The organism is Nitrosospira sp. Is2 (assembly GCF_033095785.1).
GTDB lineage: Bacteria > Pseudomonadota > Gammaproteobacteria > Burkholderiales > Nitrosomonadaceae > Nitrosospira.
Genome location: NZ_CP137134.1, coordinates 828,710 through 846,939, shown reverse-complemented (window position 1 = coordinate 846,939; position 18,230 = coordinate 828,710). Strand labels below are relative to the sequence as shown.

14 protein-coding genes and 1 pseudogene are annotated in these 18,230 nt (G+C 56.4%); 6 read left to right on the top strand and 9 right to left on the bottom strand.

The window, feature by feature from the left end; all coding sequences use genetic code 11:
* The first annotated feature begins 253 nt into the window (after positions 1-253).
* Positions 254-3,922 carry a trifunctional transcriptional regulator/proline dehydrogenase/L-glutamate gamma-semialdehyde dehydrogenase gene (putA, locus tag R5L00_RS03835; RefSeq protein ID WP_317653436.1) on the top strand — a complete coding sequence of 1,223 codons (3,669 nt, stop codon included), beginning with the start codon at positions 254-256 and terminating at the stop codon, positions 3,920-3,922.
* A gap of 18 nt (positions 3,923-3,940) precedes the next feature.
* On the opposite strand, the gene R5L00_RS03830 is transcribed toward putA, so the two are convergent.
* From R5L00_RS03830 to R5L00_RS15800, 3 genes and pseudogenes are all read right to left on the bottom strand, one after another.
* Entirely contained in the window at positions 3,941-4,408 is a 468-nt protein-coding gene (locus R5L00_RS03830) for a putative molybdenum carrier protein (RefSeq protein ID WP_317653435.1), read from the bottom strand.
* Positions 4,409-4,580: 172 nt separating this feature from the next.
* Positions 4,581-4,673 carry an RNA repair domain-containing protein gene (locus tag R5L00_RS03825; protein ID WP_411555602.1) on the bottom strand — a complete coding sequence of 31 codons (93 nt, stop codon included), beginning with the start codon at positions 4,671-4,673 and terminating at the stop codon, positions 4,581-4,583.
* 95 nt (positions 4,674-4,768) lie between these two features.
* Positions 4,769-4,834, bottom strand: a pseudogene (locus R5L00_RS15800) (DUF504 domain-containing protein); the annotation flags it as partial.
* A 115-nt stretch (positions 4,835-4,949) separates the two neighbouring features.
* On the opposite strand from R5L00_RS15800, the gene R5L00_RS03815 reads away from it, so the two are divergent.
* The 5 genes from R5L00_RS03815 to R5L00_RS03795 all read left to right on the top strand — a co-directional run bounded on the left by R5L00_RS03815 (position 4,950) and on the right by R5L00_RS03795 (position 9,375).
* Positions 4,950-5,192, top strand: coding sequence for an RNA 3'-terminal phosphate cyclase (locus tag R5L00_RS03815; RefSeq protein WP_317653433.1), 243 nt, complete (start codon positions 4,950-4,952; stop codon positions 5,190-5,192).
* Positions 5,193-5,218: 26 nt separating this feature from the next.
* A complete protein-coding gene (locus R5L00_RS03810) occupies positions 5,219-5,521 on the top strand; it encodes a hypothetical protein (protein ID WP_317653432.1) in 303 nt (100 codons plus the stop codon).
* Between the two features lie 2 nt (positions 5,522-5,523).
* Positions 5,524-7,011, top strand: a complete 1,488-nt coding sequence (locus R5L00_RS03805) for a tyrosinase family protein (protein WP_317653431.1) — start codon at positions 5,524-5,526, stop codon at positions 7,009-7,011.
* Between the two features lie 612 nt (positions 7,012-7,623).
* Positions 7,624-7,989: a hypothetical protein gene (locus R5L00_RS03800; RefSeq protein ID WP_317653430.1), complete on the top strand. Its 366-nt coding sequence runs from the start codon at positions 7,624-7,626 to the stop codon at positions 7,987-7,989.
* Between the two features lie 453 nt (positions 7,990-8,442).
* Entirely contained in the window at positions 8,443-9,375 is a 933-nt protein-coding gene (locus tag R5L00_RS03795; protein ID WP_317653429.1) for a YihY/virulence factor BrkB family protein, read from the top strand.
* A 21-nt stretch (positions 9,376-9,396) separates the two neighbouring features.
* Here R5L00_RS03795 and R5L00_RS03790 read toward each other — a convergent pair whose 3' ends face one another.
* From R5L00_RS03790 to R5L00_RS03765, 6 genes are all read right to left on the bottom strand, one after another.
* Positions 9,397-10,539: a glycosyltransferase family 4 protein gene (locus tag R5L00_RS03790; RefSeq protein WP_317653427.1), complete on the bottom strand. Its 1,143-nt coding sequence runs from the start codon at positions 10,537-10,539 to the stop codon at positions 9,397-9,399.
* Position 10,540: 1 nt separating this feature from the next.
* Complete coding sequence (locus R5L00_RS03785; protein ID WP_317653426.1) at positions 10,541-11,344, bottom strand: amidohydrolase family protein; 804 nt, start codon at positions 11,342-11,344, stop codon at positions 10,541-10,543.
* A gap of 29 nt (positions 11,345-11,373) precedes the next feature.
* The gene (locus R5L00_RS03780; protein ID WP_317653425.1) at positions 11,374-15,288 is read right to left on the bottom strand and encodes an NAD(P)-binding protein; all 3,915 of its coding nucleotides are present in this window, start codon (positions 15,286-15,288) and stop codon (positions 11,374-11,376) included.
* A 296-nt stretch (positions 15,289-15,584) separates the two neighbouring features.
* Complete coding sequence (locus R5L00_RS03775) at positions 15,585-16,745, bottom strand: zinc-dependent alcohol dehydrogenase (RefSeq protein WP_317653424.1); 1,161 nt, start codon at positions 16,743-16,745, stop codon at positions 15,585-15,587.
* Between the two features lie 65 nt (positions 16,746-16,810).
* Entirely contained in the window at positions 16,811-17,239 is a 429-nt protein-coding gene (locus R5L00_RS03770; RefSeq protein ID WP_317653422.1) for a hypothetical protein, read from the bottom strand.
* 167 nt (positions 17,240-17,406) lie between these two features.
* Positions 17,407-18,195: an inositol monophosphatase family protein gene (locus tag R5L00_RS03765; protein WP_317653421.1), complete on the bottom strand. Its 789-nt coding sequence runs from the start codon at positions 18,193-18,195 to the stop codon at positions 17,407-17,409.
* Positions 18,196-18,230 lie beyond the last annotated feature (35 nt).

Below are 18,230 nucleotides of genomic sequence, written 5' to 3'. Positions count from 1 at the left end.
CCACCTCCATATTGGTTGGTCACAATTTTCCCTGGGTCCATGGATTCTAGAACCGGCCTGTTACCTGCCTATTACAGTTCCGCGACATCATGCGGACAAGGAGTCCGCAGGATGCTCCTCGAGGGACTCGACACGGCGATTTATCGGGGGTGTGAAAAAAGGGCCATTAGCTGAACTAACCGGCGAGCTAGGCTTTCAAACTTCGCTGATAACACCTGCTGCCAGAGCAGCCACCCGTTCCTGATTTCCTACAATGATGGTTACGCTCCAATCCGAGCCCCTTGCTCCGCAGCCGCCATTACGCGCTGCGATCACCAATGCCTACCGGCGCGATGAGGCGCAAAGCGTGGGCGAGTTGATGACCTGGATGAAATGGCCGTGGCAGAGCCGCTGCCATGCGCAGGAGCAGGCGCGCAAGCTGATTGCCGCCGTGCGCGGAAAGCGCGCACGATCTTTCGGGGTGGACGCGTTGTTGCACGAATTTTCACTGTCCAGCCAGGAGGGTATTGCGCTCATGTGCCTTGCGGAGGCGCTGCTTCGCATTCCGGATTGGCAAACCGCGGACGATCTGATCCGCGACAAGATCAGCAAGGGCAACTGGCGTGCGCACCTCGGGCACAGCCCCTCGCTGTTTGTGAATGCCGCGTCCTGGGGTCTGTTGATTACCGGCAGGCTGGTGTCGACGCATGGTGAGGGTGGATTGACAGCCGCGCTGACACGTCTGATCGAAAAAGGCGGGGAACCTCTGATCCGCAAGGGCGTCGACCTTGCAATGCGAATGCTGGGTCAGCAGTTTGTGGCCGGCGAGACAATCGCTGAAGCGCTCGAGCGCAGCCGCGAGCCGGAGGCGCGTGGTTTTCGATATTCATATGACATGCTCGGTGAGGCCGCCCTGACCGCAGCGGATGCCTCCCGTTATTACGCATCCTACGAAGATGCGATTCACGCGATTGGCGAGGTCAGCGGGGGGCGGGGCATCTATACGGGACCCGGGATCTCGGTCAAGCTTTCCGCGTTGCATCCTCGCTATGTACGCGCCCAGCGTCAGCGTGTGATGGCCGAGCTTTTGCCGCGGCTGAAGTCGCTGCTGCTGCTGGCGAAGCGCTACGGCATCGGGCTGAACATCGACGCCGAGGAAGCCGACCGCCTGGACCTCTCGCTGGATTTGCTGGAAGCGCTTGCGCTTGATCTGGATCTGGCCGGATGGGATGGCATTGGCTTTGTTGTCCAGGCGTATCAGAAGCGTTGCCACTTCGTAATAGACTGGATAATTGACCTCGCGCGCCGCAGCGGTCACCGGATCATGGTCCGGCTGGTCAAGGGCGCATACTGGGATGCGGAAATAAAGCGCGCACAGGTCGACGGGCTTGACGGCTACCCGGTCTATACACGCAAGGTGCACACCGACGCTGCCTATCTGGTTTGTGCTCAAAGGCTGCTAGGTGCGCCGGATGCGGTGTACCCGCAATTCGCAACGCACAATGCGCATACGCTATCGGCGGTGTATCAGATGGCGCGGGACGCGGGAAACGATGACTACGAATTTCAATGCCTGCACGGCATGGGCGAGACGCTGTACGACGAGGTGATTGGCGTCGATCAACTCGCCAAGCCGTGCCGTGTCTATGCGCCCGTCGGCAGCCACAAGACACTGCTTGCCTACTTGGTGCGGCGCCTGCTCGAGAACGGCGCAAACTCGTCATTCGTAAGCCGGTTGGTGGACGAGAATGTGAGCGTGGATGAATTGGTGGCTGACCCGATCGCGTGGATCGAGCAGGAGGGTATGAGTCCCCACCCGGCCATTCCGTTGCCGCGCGACCTGTACGGGGCCGAGCGCACGAACTCGGCCGGTATTGACTTGAGCGACGAGCACGCGCTTTCCGTGCTGGCCTCGGAATTGGCAGTGGCGGAAGCAAACGAGTGGCGCGCCGCGCCAATTCTGGCTGATAGCAATTGCAGCCGCTCGGAAGGCAAGCAACTGCCTGTTATCAATCCTGCAGACCACACCGACCAGGTAGGAGTGGTGATCGAGGCGACCGAAGCCGAAGTGGGGGCGGCCCTTGCGGCTGCGCAGGCGTTCGCGCCTGAGTGGGGATCAGCGCCGTTGAATTTCCGCGCGGGGCTGCTTGAGCATGCCGCCGACCTGCTTGAGGCGCACCGCGCAGTGCTGATTGGACTGGCCGTGCGCGAGGCGGGTAAGTCCCTTTCGAATGCAGTTGCGGAGGTGCGCGAGGCGGCGGACTTCTGCCGTTATTATGCGCAGCAGATGCGCAGGCAGTTCGCGGATGTCGACCAGCCTAAGCCACTTGGGCCGGTGGCGTGCATCAGCCCGTGGAATTTTTCGCTCTCGATCTTTATAGGCGAGGTGAGCGCCGCGCTTGCCGCCGGGAACACCGTGCTTGCAAAGCCGGCCGAGCAAACCCCGCTGATCGCGGCAGCGGCGGTAAGGTTACTGCATGAGGCCGGCATCCCGCGCGCGGCATTGCAGTTCCTGCCCGGGGGCGGCGAGACGGTTGGCGCGCAGCTCATCGGCGACGCGCGCGTGCGCGGGGTGATCTTCACAGGCTCCACCGAGGTTGCGCAGCTTATCCATCGCGCACTCGCCAAGCGCTCGCATGGCGATGAAATTCCCCTGATCGCCGAGACCGGCGGTCAGAATGCCATGGTGGTCGATTCGTCGGCACGGCTGGAGCAGGTCGTGCAGGACGTGCTGGTGTCGGCTTTCGACAGCGCCGGGCAGCGCTGCTCGTCGTTACGCGTGCTGTGCCTGCAGGAAGACATTGCCGGTAGTTTGCTGCCGATGCTGAAAGGCGGTATGCAGGAACTCACGCTTGGTGACCCGGCTCGTCTGGCGACAGACGTTGGGCCAGTGATTGACTTGCAAGCGCGGAAGACACTGCTCGCTCATATCACGAAGATGCGCGCGGCTGGCCACGAGGTATTCCAATTGCCGTTGCCGGGGAATTGTGCCAGCGGTACGTTTTTACCGCCTACTCTGATTGAGATCGCGGACATCGGGGAACTGGAACGCGAGGTGTTCGGCCCTATCCTCCATGTGATGCGCTTCCGCCGCGAGGCGTTGGACGATCTGATGAGGCTTATCAACGCAGCCGGATACGGACTTACGCTTGGCGTACACAGCCGGATCGACGAAACGATTGATTTTGTCGCGGCTCACGCGCATGTGGGAAATGTCTACGTTAACCGCAATATGATCGGCGCGGTGGTGGGCGTGCAACCCTTTGGCGGCGAGGCTAAATCCGGCACCGGGCCGAAGGCTGGCGGACCGATTTACCTGCACCGCATGTTGCGGCAAGCGCCAATATCGCTTGCCCACATCGGCGTCAGCAACCGGCGCGTGCACGAGCCACCTGTCCCATTGCAGGCGCTTTCAGGCTGGGCGCAGCAGACCGGTCGCCCGGCGCTCGCGGAGCTTTGCATCGATTACGCCAACCGTACGCCGCTGGTGAACCGTATCTCCCTGCATGGTCCGACGGGCGAGAGCAACACGCTCACCTTCGCGCCGCGCGGGGAGGTTGCCTGTGTAGCAAACGACGAGGCCACACTGCTTCAGCAGATTGCCGCCGCGCTTGCTACAGGCAATCGCGTGCTGCTTGCAGACGGATCGGTAACAACCGCGCTATTGGATAAGCTGCCCGCCGCGGCACGCGAAGAGATTCGGATCGACCCAGACTGGACTCGGGCGTCCAGCCCCGCCGTGGCCGCCGTGTTGCACTCCGGCCCGGCGGACGAGGCGTGCCGGCTGCGAAGCGAACTCGCCGCGCGCGATGGGCAATTGGTGCCGCTGATTCTAGCGGACGATGGACGTTTCTCGCTGTATCGGTTGACGGTCGAGCGTGTGGTAACAGTAAACACGACCGCTGCGGGCGGCAACGCGACCCTGATGATGCTCGGCGCTTAGGGTTTTGGTGCTTCTCAGTCAGTCACGTTCAGCATTACTGAACACCTCGTCCAACACGTCGTGAACAAACGCTTCTATGTTTTTTGCGCTTGAACCGCGCGACCCTGCCACATTCAGTATCCGGATTGAATTTGTTTGCAGAAAAGTCCTGATCCATTCGCGCCAAGAAGTACATGGATAAACGTGCAGATAAGGCCGGCTTAAATCCCGGGCGCATTTCTGCGTCCAGAGCGAGCCGCCGGTGAGCTCTGGCGTCGGGGTAATAATCAGCGTGCCATCGCTATCGCGCACGTTCCATTTGGTACGTTGGTGATAATTGCGCCTTGGGGTTTGTCGCAAGGCATATCGCTCCGGAATCTCTCCGTCTTCCGCCCGCCGCCCAGCCGGGCACCAGCCGCCATGTTCAATACCGTTATCGATGGCCCAATCAAGCGCGGCCCGGTCGGTTCCGGTTTGTCCGCCCGAGATAACTTTATGGATCGCCATAGTTATTGAACATCCGAGCAATCCGGTTCACGGAGGTGGGGGGCGGTTGAATTAAAGCCTCAATATTTGAGGTATATGCTTTTAATCATCCTGTTAAGATGGCAATTTAAGCTAGCGCCGCCTGATGGATAGGTTTGGCCACGACAGGTTTCTGGCGCTGTCTCTGCCGTTATTAGGCGCCTCTGTGCCAGATCAGTTCACCGTTCTTGTAGACTTCCCTTATCCGATGGAGGGGAACTTCACGAATTGCGCCATCGGGGCCAATGTACTGAAAAAAAAATGATTGCCCGGAGTGAACTGGACGTGTTGTAACGGAAGCTGGATAATTTCCCCGCTGACGCGATCGTAATATCCGATGAGAAAATCGCCTTCCGCGAATGTATCATCCCAGCGAATGCGATTGAGCAGTTCCTGAATGGGAATCATGTGCTTCCTGCTGTCGTCCCTCTTTTGATCTTCGCCGTGCCCATTTTTCATGATAGGTTACATTTCCGACCGACGTGACAGACGTTATTGCGGGGCTGGATTGAAAGAGGCTGGCATGCATGAAATCGATGGTTCCTGCGGTGAGGGCGGCGGTCAACTGCTGCGTGCAGCGGTGGCACTGCCGCGATCGTTGGCCGCTTCGTCCATTTGCGCAATATTCCGACTAAACTCCAACCCTGGTCTGGCGCCACAGCATCTCTTCGCGGTTAAGGCGGTCGCTCGCTTTGCGGCGCCGAAGTGGGAATCGAACACATCAGTTGATGGTAAGAATACTGAAATAGACTATAGTGAAGGATGATCCGTGAGGCATCCCGGATTGTTTTAATGGAGCATGCAATTCAACACTGCGAGGTCAAAATGGCGGAGCAACGGGAAAATTATAAAGGGCGCGAGATCGTACTCCGATCAGGAGCGGACGCGGTGGCAGCGCGCAGCGGAGACGCGCAAGTTTCTGGAGAACGGGGGTCGACTGCAGATGAGCATGAACTGACCATCGACGGAAAACGGGTCTTCATGGTGCGTAATTCCGCAGGCGCATATATCGCATCGGGCTTTGCTTTCGACCCTCAGCCGTCCCCCTTGGATTTGGCCAAAAAGATCATCGATTACCAAGAGGCAGGAAGATAACCATGGGTATCCGGAAAGACCAGTCCAGCTTGACTCCAGCTGAAAGATCAGCCTTCGTTGGCGCGGTAAAAGCGCTGAAGGCAAGCGGCGCGTACGACGTTTTCGTGGCCCAGCATCTGGCAGCTTTTCTCGCCGGCCCTAATGATCCCGCCCATGGAGGACCAGCCTTCCTGCCCTGGCACCGGGAATATCTTCGCCGGTTCGAACGCGCACTCCAGGGAATCGACCCGAGTGTTTCCCTGCCGTATTGGGACTGGACAGTCGATAGAACACCCACCGCCTCAATTTGGGGTTTGGATTTCATGGGCGGCAATGGCATGGGCGGCAACCAGCAGGTGACCACAGGTCCATTCGCCTTTGCTACCGGCGAATGGACGCTTACCGTTCTAGACCCGGGCGATACCACTCCCTTTCTTACGCGTGCTTTCGGAGCCATGGGATCTCTCCCCACCCAGCAGGCTGTCAACGCCGCCAAAAGCGTGGTGCCGTACGACTCGCCACCCTGGAATGCCGGTAGCAGCGTGAACACAAGCTTTCGCAACCGGCTGGAAGGAGTCATTCATAACCCGGGCCACATGTGGGTCGGAGGATCCATGATGGCAATGTCGTCGCCCAACGATCCCGTGTTCTGGCTGCACCACTGCAATATCGATCGGCTGTGGGCTGAATGGCAAACGGAGAATCCTGGCCGGATGTATCTCCCCCCCAGTGGAACCCCGGGCGTTGTCGCCGGCCACGGGCTGGATGACCCCATGCCGCCGTGGAACAATGAAACATCGCCGCCCACGCCCCGAAGCGTGCTCAATCATCATACTCTCGACTACTCCTACGACAATGAGGCGCCGACGACGCCGGAGAACGTGCAGCTTACCATCGATGCCGCCCCCGTTTCCGCCTCGATCGGCCGTCCGGGCGAGGTCGATATATTTACTTTTGAGGTGGCCTCGCCAGGTAGCTACATTGTGGAAACGCAAGGTACTACTGACGTGGTGATGGGCCTGTATGGTCCAAACGATGAGGACATGTTTATCACCGAGGACGACGATGGTGGGGCAGGGCAAAATTCCCGCATTGCTGGAGACTTGTCGTCAGGTACCTATTACGTGCGCTTGCGTCACTACAGCAGTTCATCCATTGGAAACTACAGTATTTCTGTAAGCGGCTCCGGAACTCAACCGAATATACCGACCATCGAGGTGAACGGTCCGGCGATAAACGGAGCGATTACCGCAGGAAACCAGCGGAATACATACACATTCACAAGCGCGAGCCCCGGTAGCTATACCATTGAAACTGCTGGAAGCACCGACTGCTTCGTCACATTGCATGGTCCCGACAACCCGAATACCCTCATGGCTCAGGATGATGATAGCGGTCCGGGAACAAACTCCAGGATCGTGGCGGACCTCGGGCCTGGGTCTTATTTTGTCCAGGTCAGGCATTACAGCCCGGAAGGCACTGGCGCTTATAGCATTACCGTTAAAGGCTGAGGCGGCCGAAAGATTGGGATGCGTACTCGAAGTCATCGCTTGGGAAGTCCGTCGAGACAGGGGTTGGCGCTCTGTGCAGAAGGTTTGTCATGCGTTAGAAGCATTACCTATTTCGTCTTCGCAACGATGTTTATTGGGGGATGCAGTCCGCTGGGATCTAAACCGGATCAAACGGAAAATAGCCCGGGAACGTACTCCATTTCGAGTATCTATGACGGCAGCCTGGGCGGAAGAGAACAGGCTTCCGAGTGGCTGGATATCGATGCCAAAAACCTATGCAGATCACCGTATAAGCTGCTCTCGGCAAAAACCTTTTCAACCGTAAATCATCTTGGTGAAGTAACCTCTTCCCGTCTCACATGGACTATTAGTTGCGAGCGTCCCGCCGAGGAGGCGCTCTAGACTCATCGACGATTCACTGCAACCTTCGACGACGCGTTCCCCTTTCCCTTTCCTGTTCCCATTATCCGGTTTCCACCACTTGCGCGACGCCGGTGGGGCCCGAAGGCATTACTCGATAGCCCATTCCCGTGCGTTAGCGCACCGAAAAACGGAGGGCGATGTCGTATAGTTTTTGCACAGCGATATTGCTGCGCAGATTAAGGAGCCATTATGACTACTTCATCGAAACCCAGAGAGATAGTGCCGGATACGGTTTCGTTCGCTGTCGGGCTGACCTTCAGCATTGCAGGATTGATCATGGTTCTCGCTGCACCCCTGGTTTATGCCCAGAGTGCGCCGATGGGAGATTCCGGCGCCGGCCAGGCCCCAAGTGGGGAGTATAAGCGTGGCGAGACGCCCACCGGCCAGGAATATGGCGTTATCAAAAAGGGTGAGCCTCACAAAAGTGACGCGGCTGGAAAAAAATCGGATCGAAGTAACCATAACCATCATCATAAAGGGGACGCAAAATCCGACGGCGGCCTTGTCGACAGAGATAAGCGAGAAACCCAGGAAGGTTCCCGCCTGACCCCTTAAGCCGGTATTAAGCGTCAGGCTGTTTGTCAGAGTTTAATCAAGGCGGCCTGCGGGCTGGAACTGCCCGATGACTAACAGATCTTCATTCTCCCATCGCGGGCAATCGAGCTAAGGACCGGGCGACTGAATTTTGAAGTTGATGAAATCATTAGGATGGTTTCTTAATGCGCACAGCACCGGTGCTGCCATCGGAGCGGTTCCTACTTCAGGAAGCCTTGCACTCGGAGAGCCTGCTAGTAAGTGTGAAAAAAAAGCGGCCGCGTTTTCATTAGCGCGAATACCGACGCGACCGGATTGCCTATCCTAATTATCTGGAATTTTTCGTTGTTCTCCCGACGATAACAATGATGGACGAGGTGGCAGTATGGCTGGGTAGCCAGTTGGCAGACTGGATATTGGTATCTCAGCTTGGTGACGGGACAAAAGGAAAAGGAAAAGGAAAAGGAGGGCTTCATGAGAATTCCGCATGTGTGGAGTCTGGTCAAGACAACTTTTTCGTCCTGGCTCGATGATTACGCCCCAAGCATGGGGGCGGCGCTCGCCTATTACACGATGTTCTCCATTGCGCCACTGCTGTTGATTGTCATTTCGACCGCAGGCCTCATCTTTGGCGAAGAAGCGGTGCGCGGGGAGATTTTTGGGCAACTGAGGGGTTTGATGGGCGACGAAGGAGCCCGCGCGGTACAGAGTTTGCTCGAAAGTGTCAGCGCTCCTGAAGAAGGAAAAGCCGGAACGGTCATCGGGACCGTCCTGCTGCTGATCGGAGCAACAACAGTATTGAGCGAGCTCCAGGACGCTTTTGACCGGATCTGGCGCGTTCCCGCCAAAGACAAAAGTGGCGGTGTATGGGGCGTGATCCGTTCGCGGCTGCTATCCTTCGGCATGATACTGGGCATCGGTTTTTTGATGATGGTTTCCCTCGTGTTCAGCGCGGCAACGGCTGCGCTTGGTAAATGGTGGGGCCCATTCTTTTCCGACCTTCAGGTTATTGTGGGCGTGGTCAACTTTGCTTTCAGCTTTGCGCTTGCTACAACGGTTTTTGCGGTACTTTACAAGTTTATGCCCCACGTGAGGATTCTCTGGCGGGACGTCTGGGGCGGCGCTGCGGTTACCGCACTCCTGTTTACCATCGGGAAGTTCCTCATCGGTCTCTACATCGGGAAGAGCGCCATCAGCTCTGGATTTGGCGCCGCAGGATCGCTGGTGGTGGTGCTGGTATGGGTGTATTACTCTGCCCAGATCTTTTTACTTGGAGCCGAATTTACGAAGGTGTATTCCCAGGCTCATGGATCGCGCAAGAAACAGCCGTTGCCGGAAGGTGAAGAGTACCCACCGAGCCATAGGAGAACCCCAAAGGGAGAGCAGCTCGACCGGCTCTTTCAGTGAACATTCACGCCACATCGAGCATCACGCCTGTCCGACGTTCAACTCGCTGTGATATCCCGTCCGAATCAGCGAACTCAGTAGTTCGCCGGTCTGGTTAACACTTTGGCTGAGCTCGAATTTTTCTTTGACCCGTTTTCGAGCTGCTTTTCCCATCTCTGCCCGTGCTGAGGTATCGGACATCAAAGCAACAATGTTCGCTGCCATTCCTTCCGAATCGCCCACTTTGTTCAGCAACCCCGTACGTCCGGCCTCGACGATATCGACGATGCCGCCGACGTTCGTGGAGACCACTGCCAGTCCCGAAGCCATCGCTTCCATTAGTGCCAGAGGCATGGCTTCAGAATATGAAGTCGAAACCACGACGTCGAGGGAGGCATAAACTTTGGGCATATCACTTTGAATGCCGGCCATATGGATGACGCCGGTCAAGCCGAGATTACTAATATCTTCCGCCAGTTTTGTCCGCATTGACCCTTCGCCCACGAGAACAAAGTGGCAATTTTTTAGCTGCTTGTGGACCATGCTGGCGATGTGCACGAATACATCCGGTCCTTTTTCCGGCGAAAGCCGGCCGATGAACCCGATGAGCGGAGTGTGCGGAGGGATGTTCAGGATGGAATGGAGATAAATCGCCCCCGCAGTGGGATGGAAAACCCTGGTATCAACGCCATTCGGGATAAAGCGCAGTTTGCTGGCGGGGACGCCCAGACTGAGTGCGTGAAAATAGGCAGTTTTCGCTACCACGCTGATATGGGTCTGCGCAATTTTATGGACTTCCAGGTCCCGGATACTGAGATAGCGGCCGTGTATGGTGGCTAGCGCAGGTGTGTCAGTGAGCTTGCTGAGGATACCTGCGAGCGAATGGGCATTAGGAAGATGCGCATGAATGACATCGATCGACTCCGCTCGAATAAGGCTTACGCCCAGCTGGATGGATTGCCAGTCCGGATCATCGGCAAATGGAGTTATGTGAACGCTGCATCCGATCTCCCGCAATGACTTAGTGATATCGCTTTCCGCGACGCAGAGGCATGTGACACGAAAGCTGTCGCGCGGCAGTCGCTGCAGGAGGCGCAACACGTAGGTTTCCATGCCGCCCACGATCGCCGCTCCTAGAATTTGCAGAAGATTGATCGGACGATCCCCGGTGGAGATTATTTTCATCTCACTTCACCCCAAGCCAGGCAGCGGCTGTTCCTCCCATTATTCTTTGGCGACTTTTCTGGTCGATGTTGAGCTGATCCAGTAACGCTGATACGTCATCGACTCGACTTTTGATCAGCTTGCCGCTGCAGGGCAAAAACACGTCACTGCCGAATTGCAGTAATCCAGGTGTCAGGACGGCGATCGCTTTTTTCAGGACTTCCAGCCGGTAGGCAGGAGGCGCACCGAAGGAAATGTCGAAGCGGAACTGGCTATTATCAGGCGCGATGCCGTTGATAAGGTCAATTAAACCGACGGCGTTGGCCTCATCAGACCACGGCCACCCCAGGTGGGCCAGGGTGACCCGCAGGTCAGGGTAATTGCGAATAGCTTCAAAAAAAACCGGGCGGCAATAACGACCCGATTTTCCGTCAATAAAAATACCGCTATGAAACAGGATGGGTATTCGCAGTTCAGATGCGGTTTCATAAATTCGAAGCGCACATTCATCGTAGGGATACCATCCTGCCGGGACCATTTTCAGACCGCGCAGACCAAGCTCATACGCGTCGCGCAAATCAATCGATGCGTTGTCAAGCGCCGGGTTGACTACCGCGAATCCGATCAATCTATCGTCGTGACCGCCAATGAACCGGGCAAGGTAACGATTAGCGGATCGCAAGGAGTCGCCGTTGTGCATTGAGTAGCAGCCACTTAAAAAAGGTGCGAGGACGACCGCCTTATCGACCCCTGCTTGATCCAATGCCCACAGCACATCGTCCGCTTTTTCGTTGCCGGAGCAATGGATGTGGGCGTCTATGATCATGTCACCAGCACGCCCCGTTCTTCTTACAGTCAGCTAACATACATTTTTTCGCGTGGCCGAACCTGTTTGACCATCTCCGCCGCTTTTTTCCCGGCCAGGAATGCATGGTCGGAGTTGTAGTATTCCCATTCGCTGTAGCGACCCGACAGGACAATATCCTGCTCCAAAAGCCATTTTTTAACAGTTTCGACACTCTGTTTACGGACGTGATCATATACGACATACGCATACGGCATGTCGACCAGGTTGGACGTGATCAGTTTGTCGTCGGGTGTCAAAAGGCCCACCTTGATGCAATCCTCCATGCAGCGATCGATCAATTCCTGGCCATCGAATGGAAGAGGTTTTGCCGGCGAGTAGGATATTTCGCAGGTGAGACCGAACCCGCCGGGCGGATTGCACTCGGGACTGGCGTTGCCTTGAAGGAAGATGCGGTGGAATATCGTATCTTCCGGATAGTAAATCCAGTGCTTTTCCGAAATGTTTTCGCGACCGATGCCGAGGTTAACGCAACGCACGGATACATGACGTAGCGCGGCGGCGGCTTGTCGGATTGGCTGCGGTGCTTCATCACCCATGCGCCGGATCAATTCCGGCAACGGCATTGTACTGATCAGATTTTCATATCGGTACTGGCGGCCATCCGCAAGCGTAACCACATGCTTCTGGGGCGAGACGCTTACTACGTCGGCGCTGAGTTCCACGGTTCCCTTGATATGCGGCAAAAAGCCCGACATCATGGCTTGAAAACCGCCTCGTAACGGATAGCCAAAGCGCGCGTTGGGACCCATCGGCTTTGCGACTGGCTGAAGGGCGCCGTCAATGATTTCTTCGAGGTCCGGTAAAGGCACCCTTCCACCCAGCCAGGAGGTCTCCATTTCCGTCAGGGGAACGGTCCAGAGCTTCCGGTTGTAGGGTATCGCAAAGTGTTTTGCGATACCCGCCCCCCACATTCTGTAGATGAATTCCTCGAAGTTCTCGGGCCGGTTTTTTGCGCTCGTCATCTCCTGTCGCAGAACTGTTTTGCCAGACTCGGGCACCGTTCCGTCAGCGCAGCAGTCTGAAAGCACGGCGGCTGCGCCATCCACGCCCTGGCAGGCAGCGGCATTTTTCGAACCCTGATTTTTCAGAGCGCCATATCGTGATTCCATCGCCCCGACGATGCACTCCTTGATGACGTCCGGAGGCAGACCGTACAGAGCGCCCTGGAAGGGATAGCGCGTATGCACCCCTTTGCTGTATACCCAGGCTTCGCGGTTTTGCCAGTGCACATTGTTGCCGAGCAGGATTTTATAGAGCTGCAGCACATAGGGATCATTTGAAAACATGATGTGACCCGCATGATCAAAGGTGAAGCCTTTATCCTCGATCGAGCGGCACCAGCCTCCGACGGACGAGTTTTTGTCCAGCAAGAGGGTGTCCTCGTCGAGGTGATAAGCCGCGCTCAACCCGGTCGGCCCCCCGCCGATGATCACGCATTTCCTGTTCTCCGCCGGTTCCGGCTGAATTTCGCGTTGCAGGAGCGGTTGCGGCTTGCTCTGCGCCCGTGCTGCGCTTAGCGATGTTTCCTTTTGTGCATGCGTGTGGTGTATCAGTTCGTGCATTTTTTCCGCTGTGGTGTTCCAGGATGTTTCCGATACCAGTTCCCTCATCTTGATAACGTTCCGCGTGTGCTCCTCCGGAGTGGTCAGTAACGCGTTTTCACAGGCCTTGATAAAAGCCTGCGGCGAGTCCGCGATCGCCACGACTTCCCCATACAACTCCAGCACGTCAACGATCGGCGTGCTAACAATGGGTAACTCGGCGGCCATATACTCAAGGGTTTTAGTGGGACTGATGAAGCGGGTCGATTCATTCAATGCGAACGGCAGCAGGCACACGTTCCAGCCGGCCAGAAATTGGGGTAAAGCTTTGTAGGGCTGCTGGCCCAGATAATGGATATTATGACGTTTGGGCAATGCGGCCCGGTCTATTTTTACCACTGGGCCCACCAGCAGGATCTGCCATTGGGGGTGTGCCTCGGCCAGTCGGTCGATCAGCTCGAGATCGACCCGTTCATCAATTACTCCATAGTAGCCAAGCCTTGGGCCGGGAATATTCTCGTGCACCGGATGAATGTTGCTGCGATCGAGCGCCTGTTCAAAATGCACTAGATCAACGCTGCTGGGAAAGCAATGCACATTGTGGTGTCGTTCCCGCTTTGCGCGATACAGGCTCGGGCCGCCGGTAAACACCAGGTCGGCCACTTTGAACAACGCATTCTCGCGCTGAAGCATCTGCTTCGGAGGGTTTTTAAACGCGGCGAGTTCGTCCATGCAATCGTACACGACCAGGGAGGGATCCAATTCATGTAGTAACGGCAATGCCATCGGTGTATAAAACCACGCTATATGCGGATGGTCATTCGCCACGAACTGCCGCATCAGTTTAATCAGGTGCGGCAATTGCTCGTCATGGAAACCAGGCGCGGCGACCGGCGTATGGGGTTTAAGAACCGTAATGTGCGGCGCGGGCGTGGAGGTTTCGAGGAAGCTGTCGTGCTCGTGGAAAACGGGTTCCTCAATGAACAGAATCTTGTAGTTTTCAGCCATCCGTGACAAAAGGTGTTGGGGTCGCTGATACACAAAGTCCCAACGGAGGTGAGAAAAAACGATAATCGTGGTCATTGCGGCTCCTTGGATAGTGGTTGAGGCTTTAGTTTTAAGATATTGATCAGAAAAGCTTTTTATCACGCGCTGAGCGTCGCGCAGCCCTGCCGCGTAGGGTTGCGATAGAACACGTTGGTAAGGTTTTTCTTCCACACCATGAATGTTCACTTCCCACAAGCCGCTCTTGTGCCACCGATGCGTATCCTCCCAATCGGGCCGGTCCACTATCGGATACAGGCAAATCCCGTGTAGCTCGACACCGTGCTGTTGAGCCATTACTGCCTCGCGGGCTACTTCCTTGATCCACGCGCCTCGGCCACTTCCGACGTGGCTGGTTTCGGCCAGCAGCATCGGGCGGCGGTAGCGGCAGTACACTTCAGTCAGCAGGCTATACAGCGGAACGCGGTGGGGGTGGCCCAGATGCCACCATAGGCTGCGATTGGTATTGCCGTCGGTCTGCCACTGGTTGCTGTGATAATAGTTCACGCCGATGAGATCCAGGAATTGCGGGGCGCCACCAAGCTCAGGCTCCTTGCGGCCGCTGAGCATATCCCACGCCTCAAATTGAGATTCCCTTTGCATTGCTGCGTAATCGCCGAGATCCGGTCGGTCATGCGGAGCGATCACGTGGATCAGCGGATCGCAATGCAAGATGCGTGCGGAGGGATTGACTTCCCAGATTACTTCGCAGCTCTTCAATGTGGCGCGCACAAGCTGGCGTTTCATTTCCATGCCTTCGTCGCCGCGTGGATCGAGGCACATAAACTGCAGTTGCGCGCTGGCCCAGCTAGCAAAAGAGATCTCGTTGATGGGCGAGTAAATACTGGTAGCGTGATGTGCGGAGCGCGATTCGATATACTTGACCACACGATGACAATAGCGGGCAAACCGGTCGATAAATGCGGGGGAGTACACGTCGACATCATCCGGCCAGCCGTAGTGGCATAATGTCCAGATAACCTGCAACCCAAGCTCGTCGGCCGCGCGAGCACGAGTTTCGATGGATGAGAAATCGAAATGTCCGTCTTTTTCTACCAGGCGCCAACCGACACTTTCGCGCACAGTTCTGATGCCGAAATCGTTTAACAATAAATAGTCGTCATATGCGAGCATCGCATGCTGCGTGATATCGTTCATCGATAGTGGCATTCCAGCGCTATTGATGTGATCGGCGCCTTCATAACCTGCCTGCCAGTAGGATGAGAAAATTTCGTTGTACGTTGCCTTCATCGGTATGCCAAGAAAAAGGCTGCGCAGCCATGGACTGCGAAGAGCCTGGTGGATAATGCGCTGCAATGATCGAGGTTTTCCGGAGCTCGCACTGTGCGATAACGTACATTTACGCCCGTTTTAACCGGCTCAGTGTTGACTAGCCAGGGGGGATCTGATGGCGATCTTATTCAACCAGGAAAATATATGACGTATCCATGGCGGACAGTAACTCGGCGGGGAGATACGGTAGCGGGCCTAAATGGCAGAAAGGGTGAGGGGGCTCCCGGGCGGTACTGAACATCCCACGGGAGCAACGCCCAAAGTCGGAACAGTACTGTCCGCTCGTCGACAAGCACGCATCAAAGCATATTTGCGAAGCTCTAGGGCGTCAGCACAATCTTGCGGCAGTCATCCTCTTTTTTGTCGAACATGCGATAGCCGGTTGCGGCTTCAGCGAGTCGCATGCGGTGGCTGATGATGGCGTCCGGATGTAACTCGCCGTCTTCTATATGCTTCAGAAGTGCGGGTAGGAAACGCGGCACATGGGTTTGTCCCATTTTGAATACCAGCCCCTTCTCAAAGGCATCGCCAAAAAGAAAGCCGTGTATGAAACCGGCATAAACTCCCGGCACGCTGACAGTGCCGCCGCGGCGCACGGCTGCGATGCATTGACGAAGCGCCTTGCCACTGCTGCCTTCAAGTTTCAGGTTTGTCATCACAGTTTCCAGCGCGCTCCCCTTGGCTTCGAATCCCACCGCATCGATAGCGGCATCGACGCCCCTGCCGGCCGTATTGTCGATAATAACTTCGGCCGCATCGACCTCGTCGAAATTGATTGGGAAGACGTTATATGTTTTACGCGCAAACTCAAGCCGGTACGGATGGTGGTCGACCATAAAGATTTGTTCCGCCCCCAGCATTCGCGCGCACGCGGCCGTCATCAGACCGACGGGACCGGCGCCGAAGATTGCTACGCTCGATCCCGGCCCGACATCGGCATTCACTACCGCTTGATACCCGGTGGGCAGGATGTCGCTCAAGAACAGCACACGCTCGTCAGCAAGCGTATCGCCAACCTTGATGGGCCCTATGTTTGCCTTCGGAACGCGTACATATTCGGCCTGCCCTCCAGGTACGCCTCCATAAAGATGGGTGTAGCCAAAAAGAGCCGCACCGGGACGCACGCTCTTCTTATTGAGGATTGCGCCACGGTCTGGATTGGTGGTTTCGCAAGCGGCGAATAATTGCCGGTCACAGAAGAAACACGCTCCGCAGGCGATCACAAACGGTACCACTACCCGGTCGCCTTTTTGTAGCGCTGACACGTCGGATCCGGTATCAACCACGACTCCCATAAATTCATGGCCTAGGATGTCGCCATCCTTGAGTTCCGGAATTTTGCCCCGGTACAGATGCAGGTCTGACCCGCAGATCGCCGTGGCGGTAATCCGGAGAATGATATCGTCCCGTTCCTGTAGTATCGGATCAGGAACGGTATCTACCCGAACGTCATGAGCTCCGTGATAGGTTAGCGCGCGCATGTGGCTCTTCCTTTGATTTTTTTCATCACCAGAGAATCGGATGAGAAGTCAGCTGAGGCGGTTTACTACCGTGGCAACGGCGTTCCCGGCGGGATTCTGGCAGCTTCTTCCGGGCTCAATCTGCCGTCGCGATCGATGTCGGCAGCTTCTCTATTCGTCCGGTTCAATTTATCCCTTACCGGATCGCTTCCGGGCGTTGAACCGTAACCACCCAGCCCAGGCGGAGGTTGACCTATCCTTGACCCCCCCGTCGACTGCTGGGGAAGAGTGTCCGTATGTCCGCCCGGAGTGGGTTGGCCAATAATGGAACCGCCTGGCGCCTGAGGCGGCTGCCCGATAACGGAACTACCTTGGCCCGGCGGCACCCCAGTGGTACCGCCTGTGCCGGGCGTCACTTGCGCCTGAGTTGCCCCGTTAATACCCAGAAAAACGAGCGCTAGCGCGACCGTTAATGCGCCAACTGGAAATGCGGGAGATATCGGATGGAAATTCATGACGCTCTCCTAACGAGGTTTAGCGACGATAGGAAATGCTACCTTTACCGTTTTATGCATTCGGTGCGGCATCGCACTTACCGAATCTGATCCAAGCAAAATTACTAAAGCACGTTGCCGTGCTCTGCCGTTGATGCAATGGATGCGCTGTGGAGCGGTAGACGGCGTCAAGAGGCCGCTAACGCATCAATGACCGCATCAAGGAGAGGCCTATTTGCCGCGGCGATTATCCGCTCACCCGAATTCAAGCCGAGCGGATCGCCTTGCCAATCCGCTATCCATCCGCCAGCGCCGCGGATCACCGGGACCAGGGGCAGATAGTCGCAAGGTCCGAGCCCGGATTCCACCACGAGGTCGCAATGTCCCGAGGCGAGCAAGCCGTAGGCATAACAATCGCACCCATGCTGAGCTACGGCCGCGCGTTGACACAGTGCATTAATCAAGGGACGTTCAGAAGAAGGAGTCAAATGCGGTGTTGACACATACAGGCGCGCCTCTTCGATGGAATGGCAACGACCTGCCTTGACTACGTGAACCTGGTCACCGCCAGTGAATTTCGTGAGTTTCCCATCCCCTATCCATCGTTCTTTCAACGCTGGTAGATCAATCAGTCCGATAATGGGCTCATGATGAAAGAGCAAACCGACGAGGATGCCGAAGAGAGGATTTCCCATGGCAAAACTCAGGGTGCCATCTAGGGGGTCGACTACCCAGCTGTAATCGCTGGCCGGCATGCCGCCGTATTCCTCGCCAATAATCCCATGGCGGGGATATCGTTCACGGATCAGTCGGCGGAGCGTACTCTCGATTTCAAAATCCGCTGCTGTCACAGGGCTCTGGTCGGGCTTGCAGGAAATTTCCAGAGAGGTGCGGAAATACCGAAGTGCGATTTGGCCGCCAACATCAGCCAGGTATTGAGCGAACTCTAATGCTTGTTCGTGATCGACACTGTTCATTGCTTCGCTGAACGGATTCGCACTGGTTGAGAATG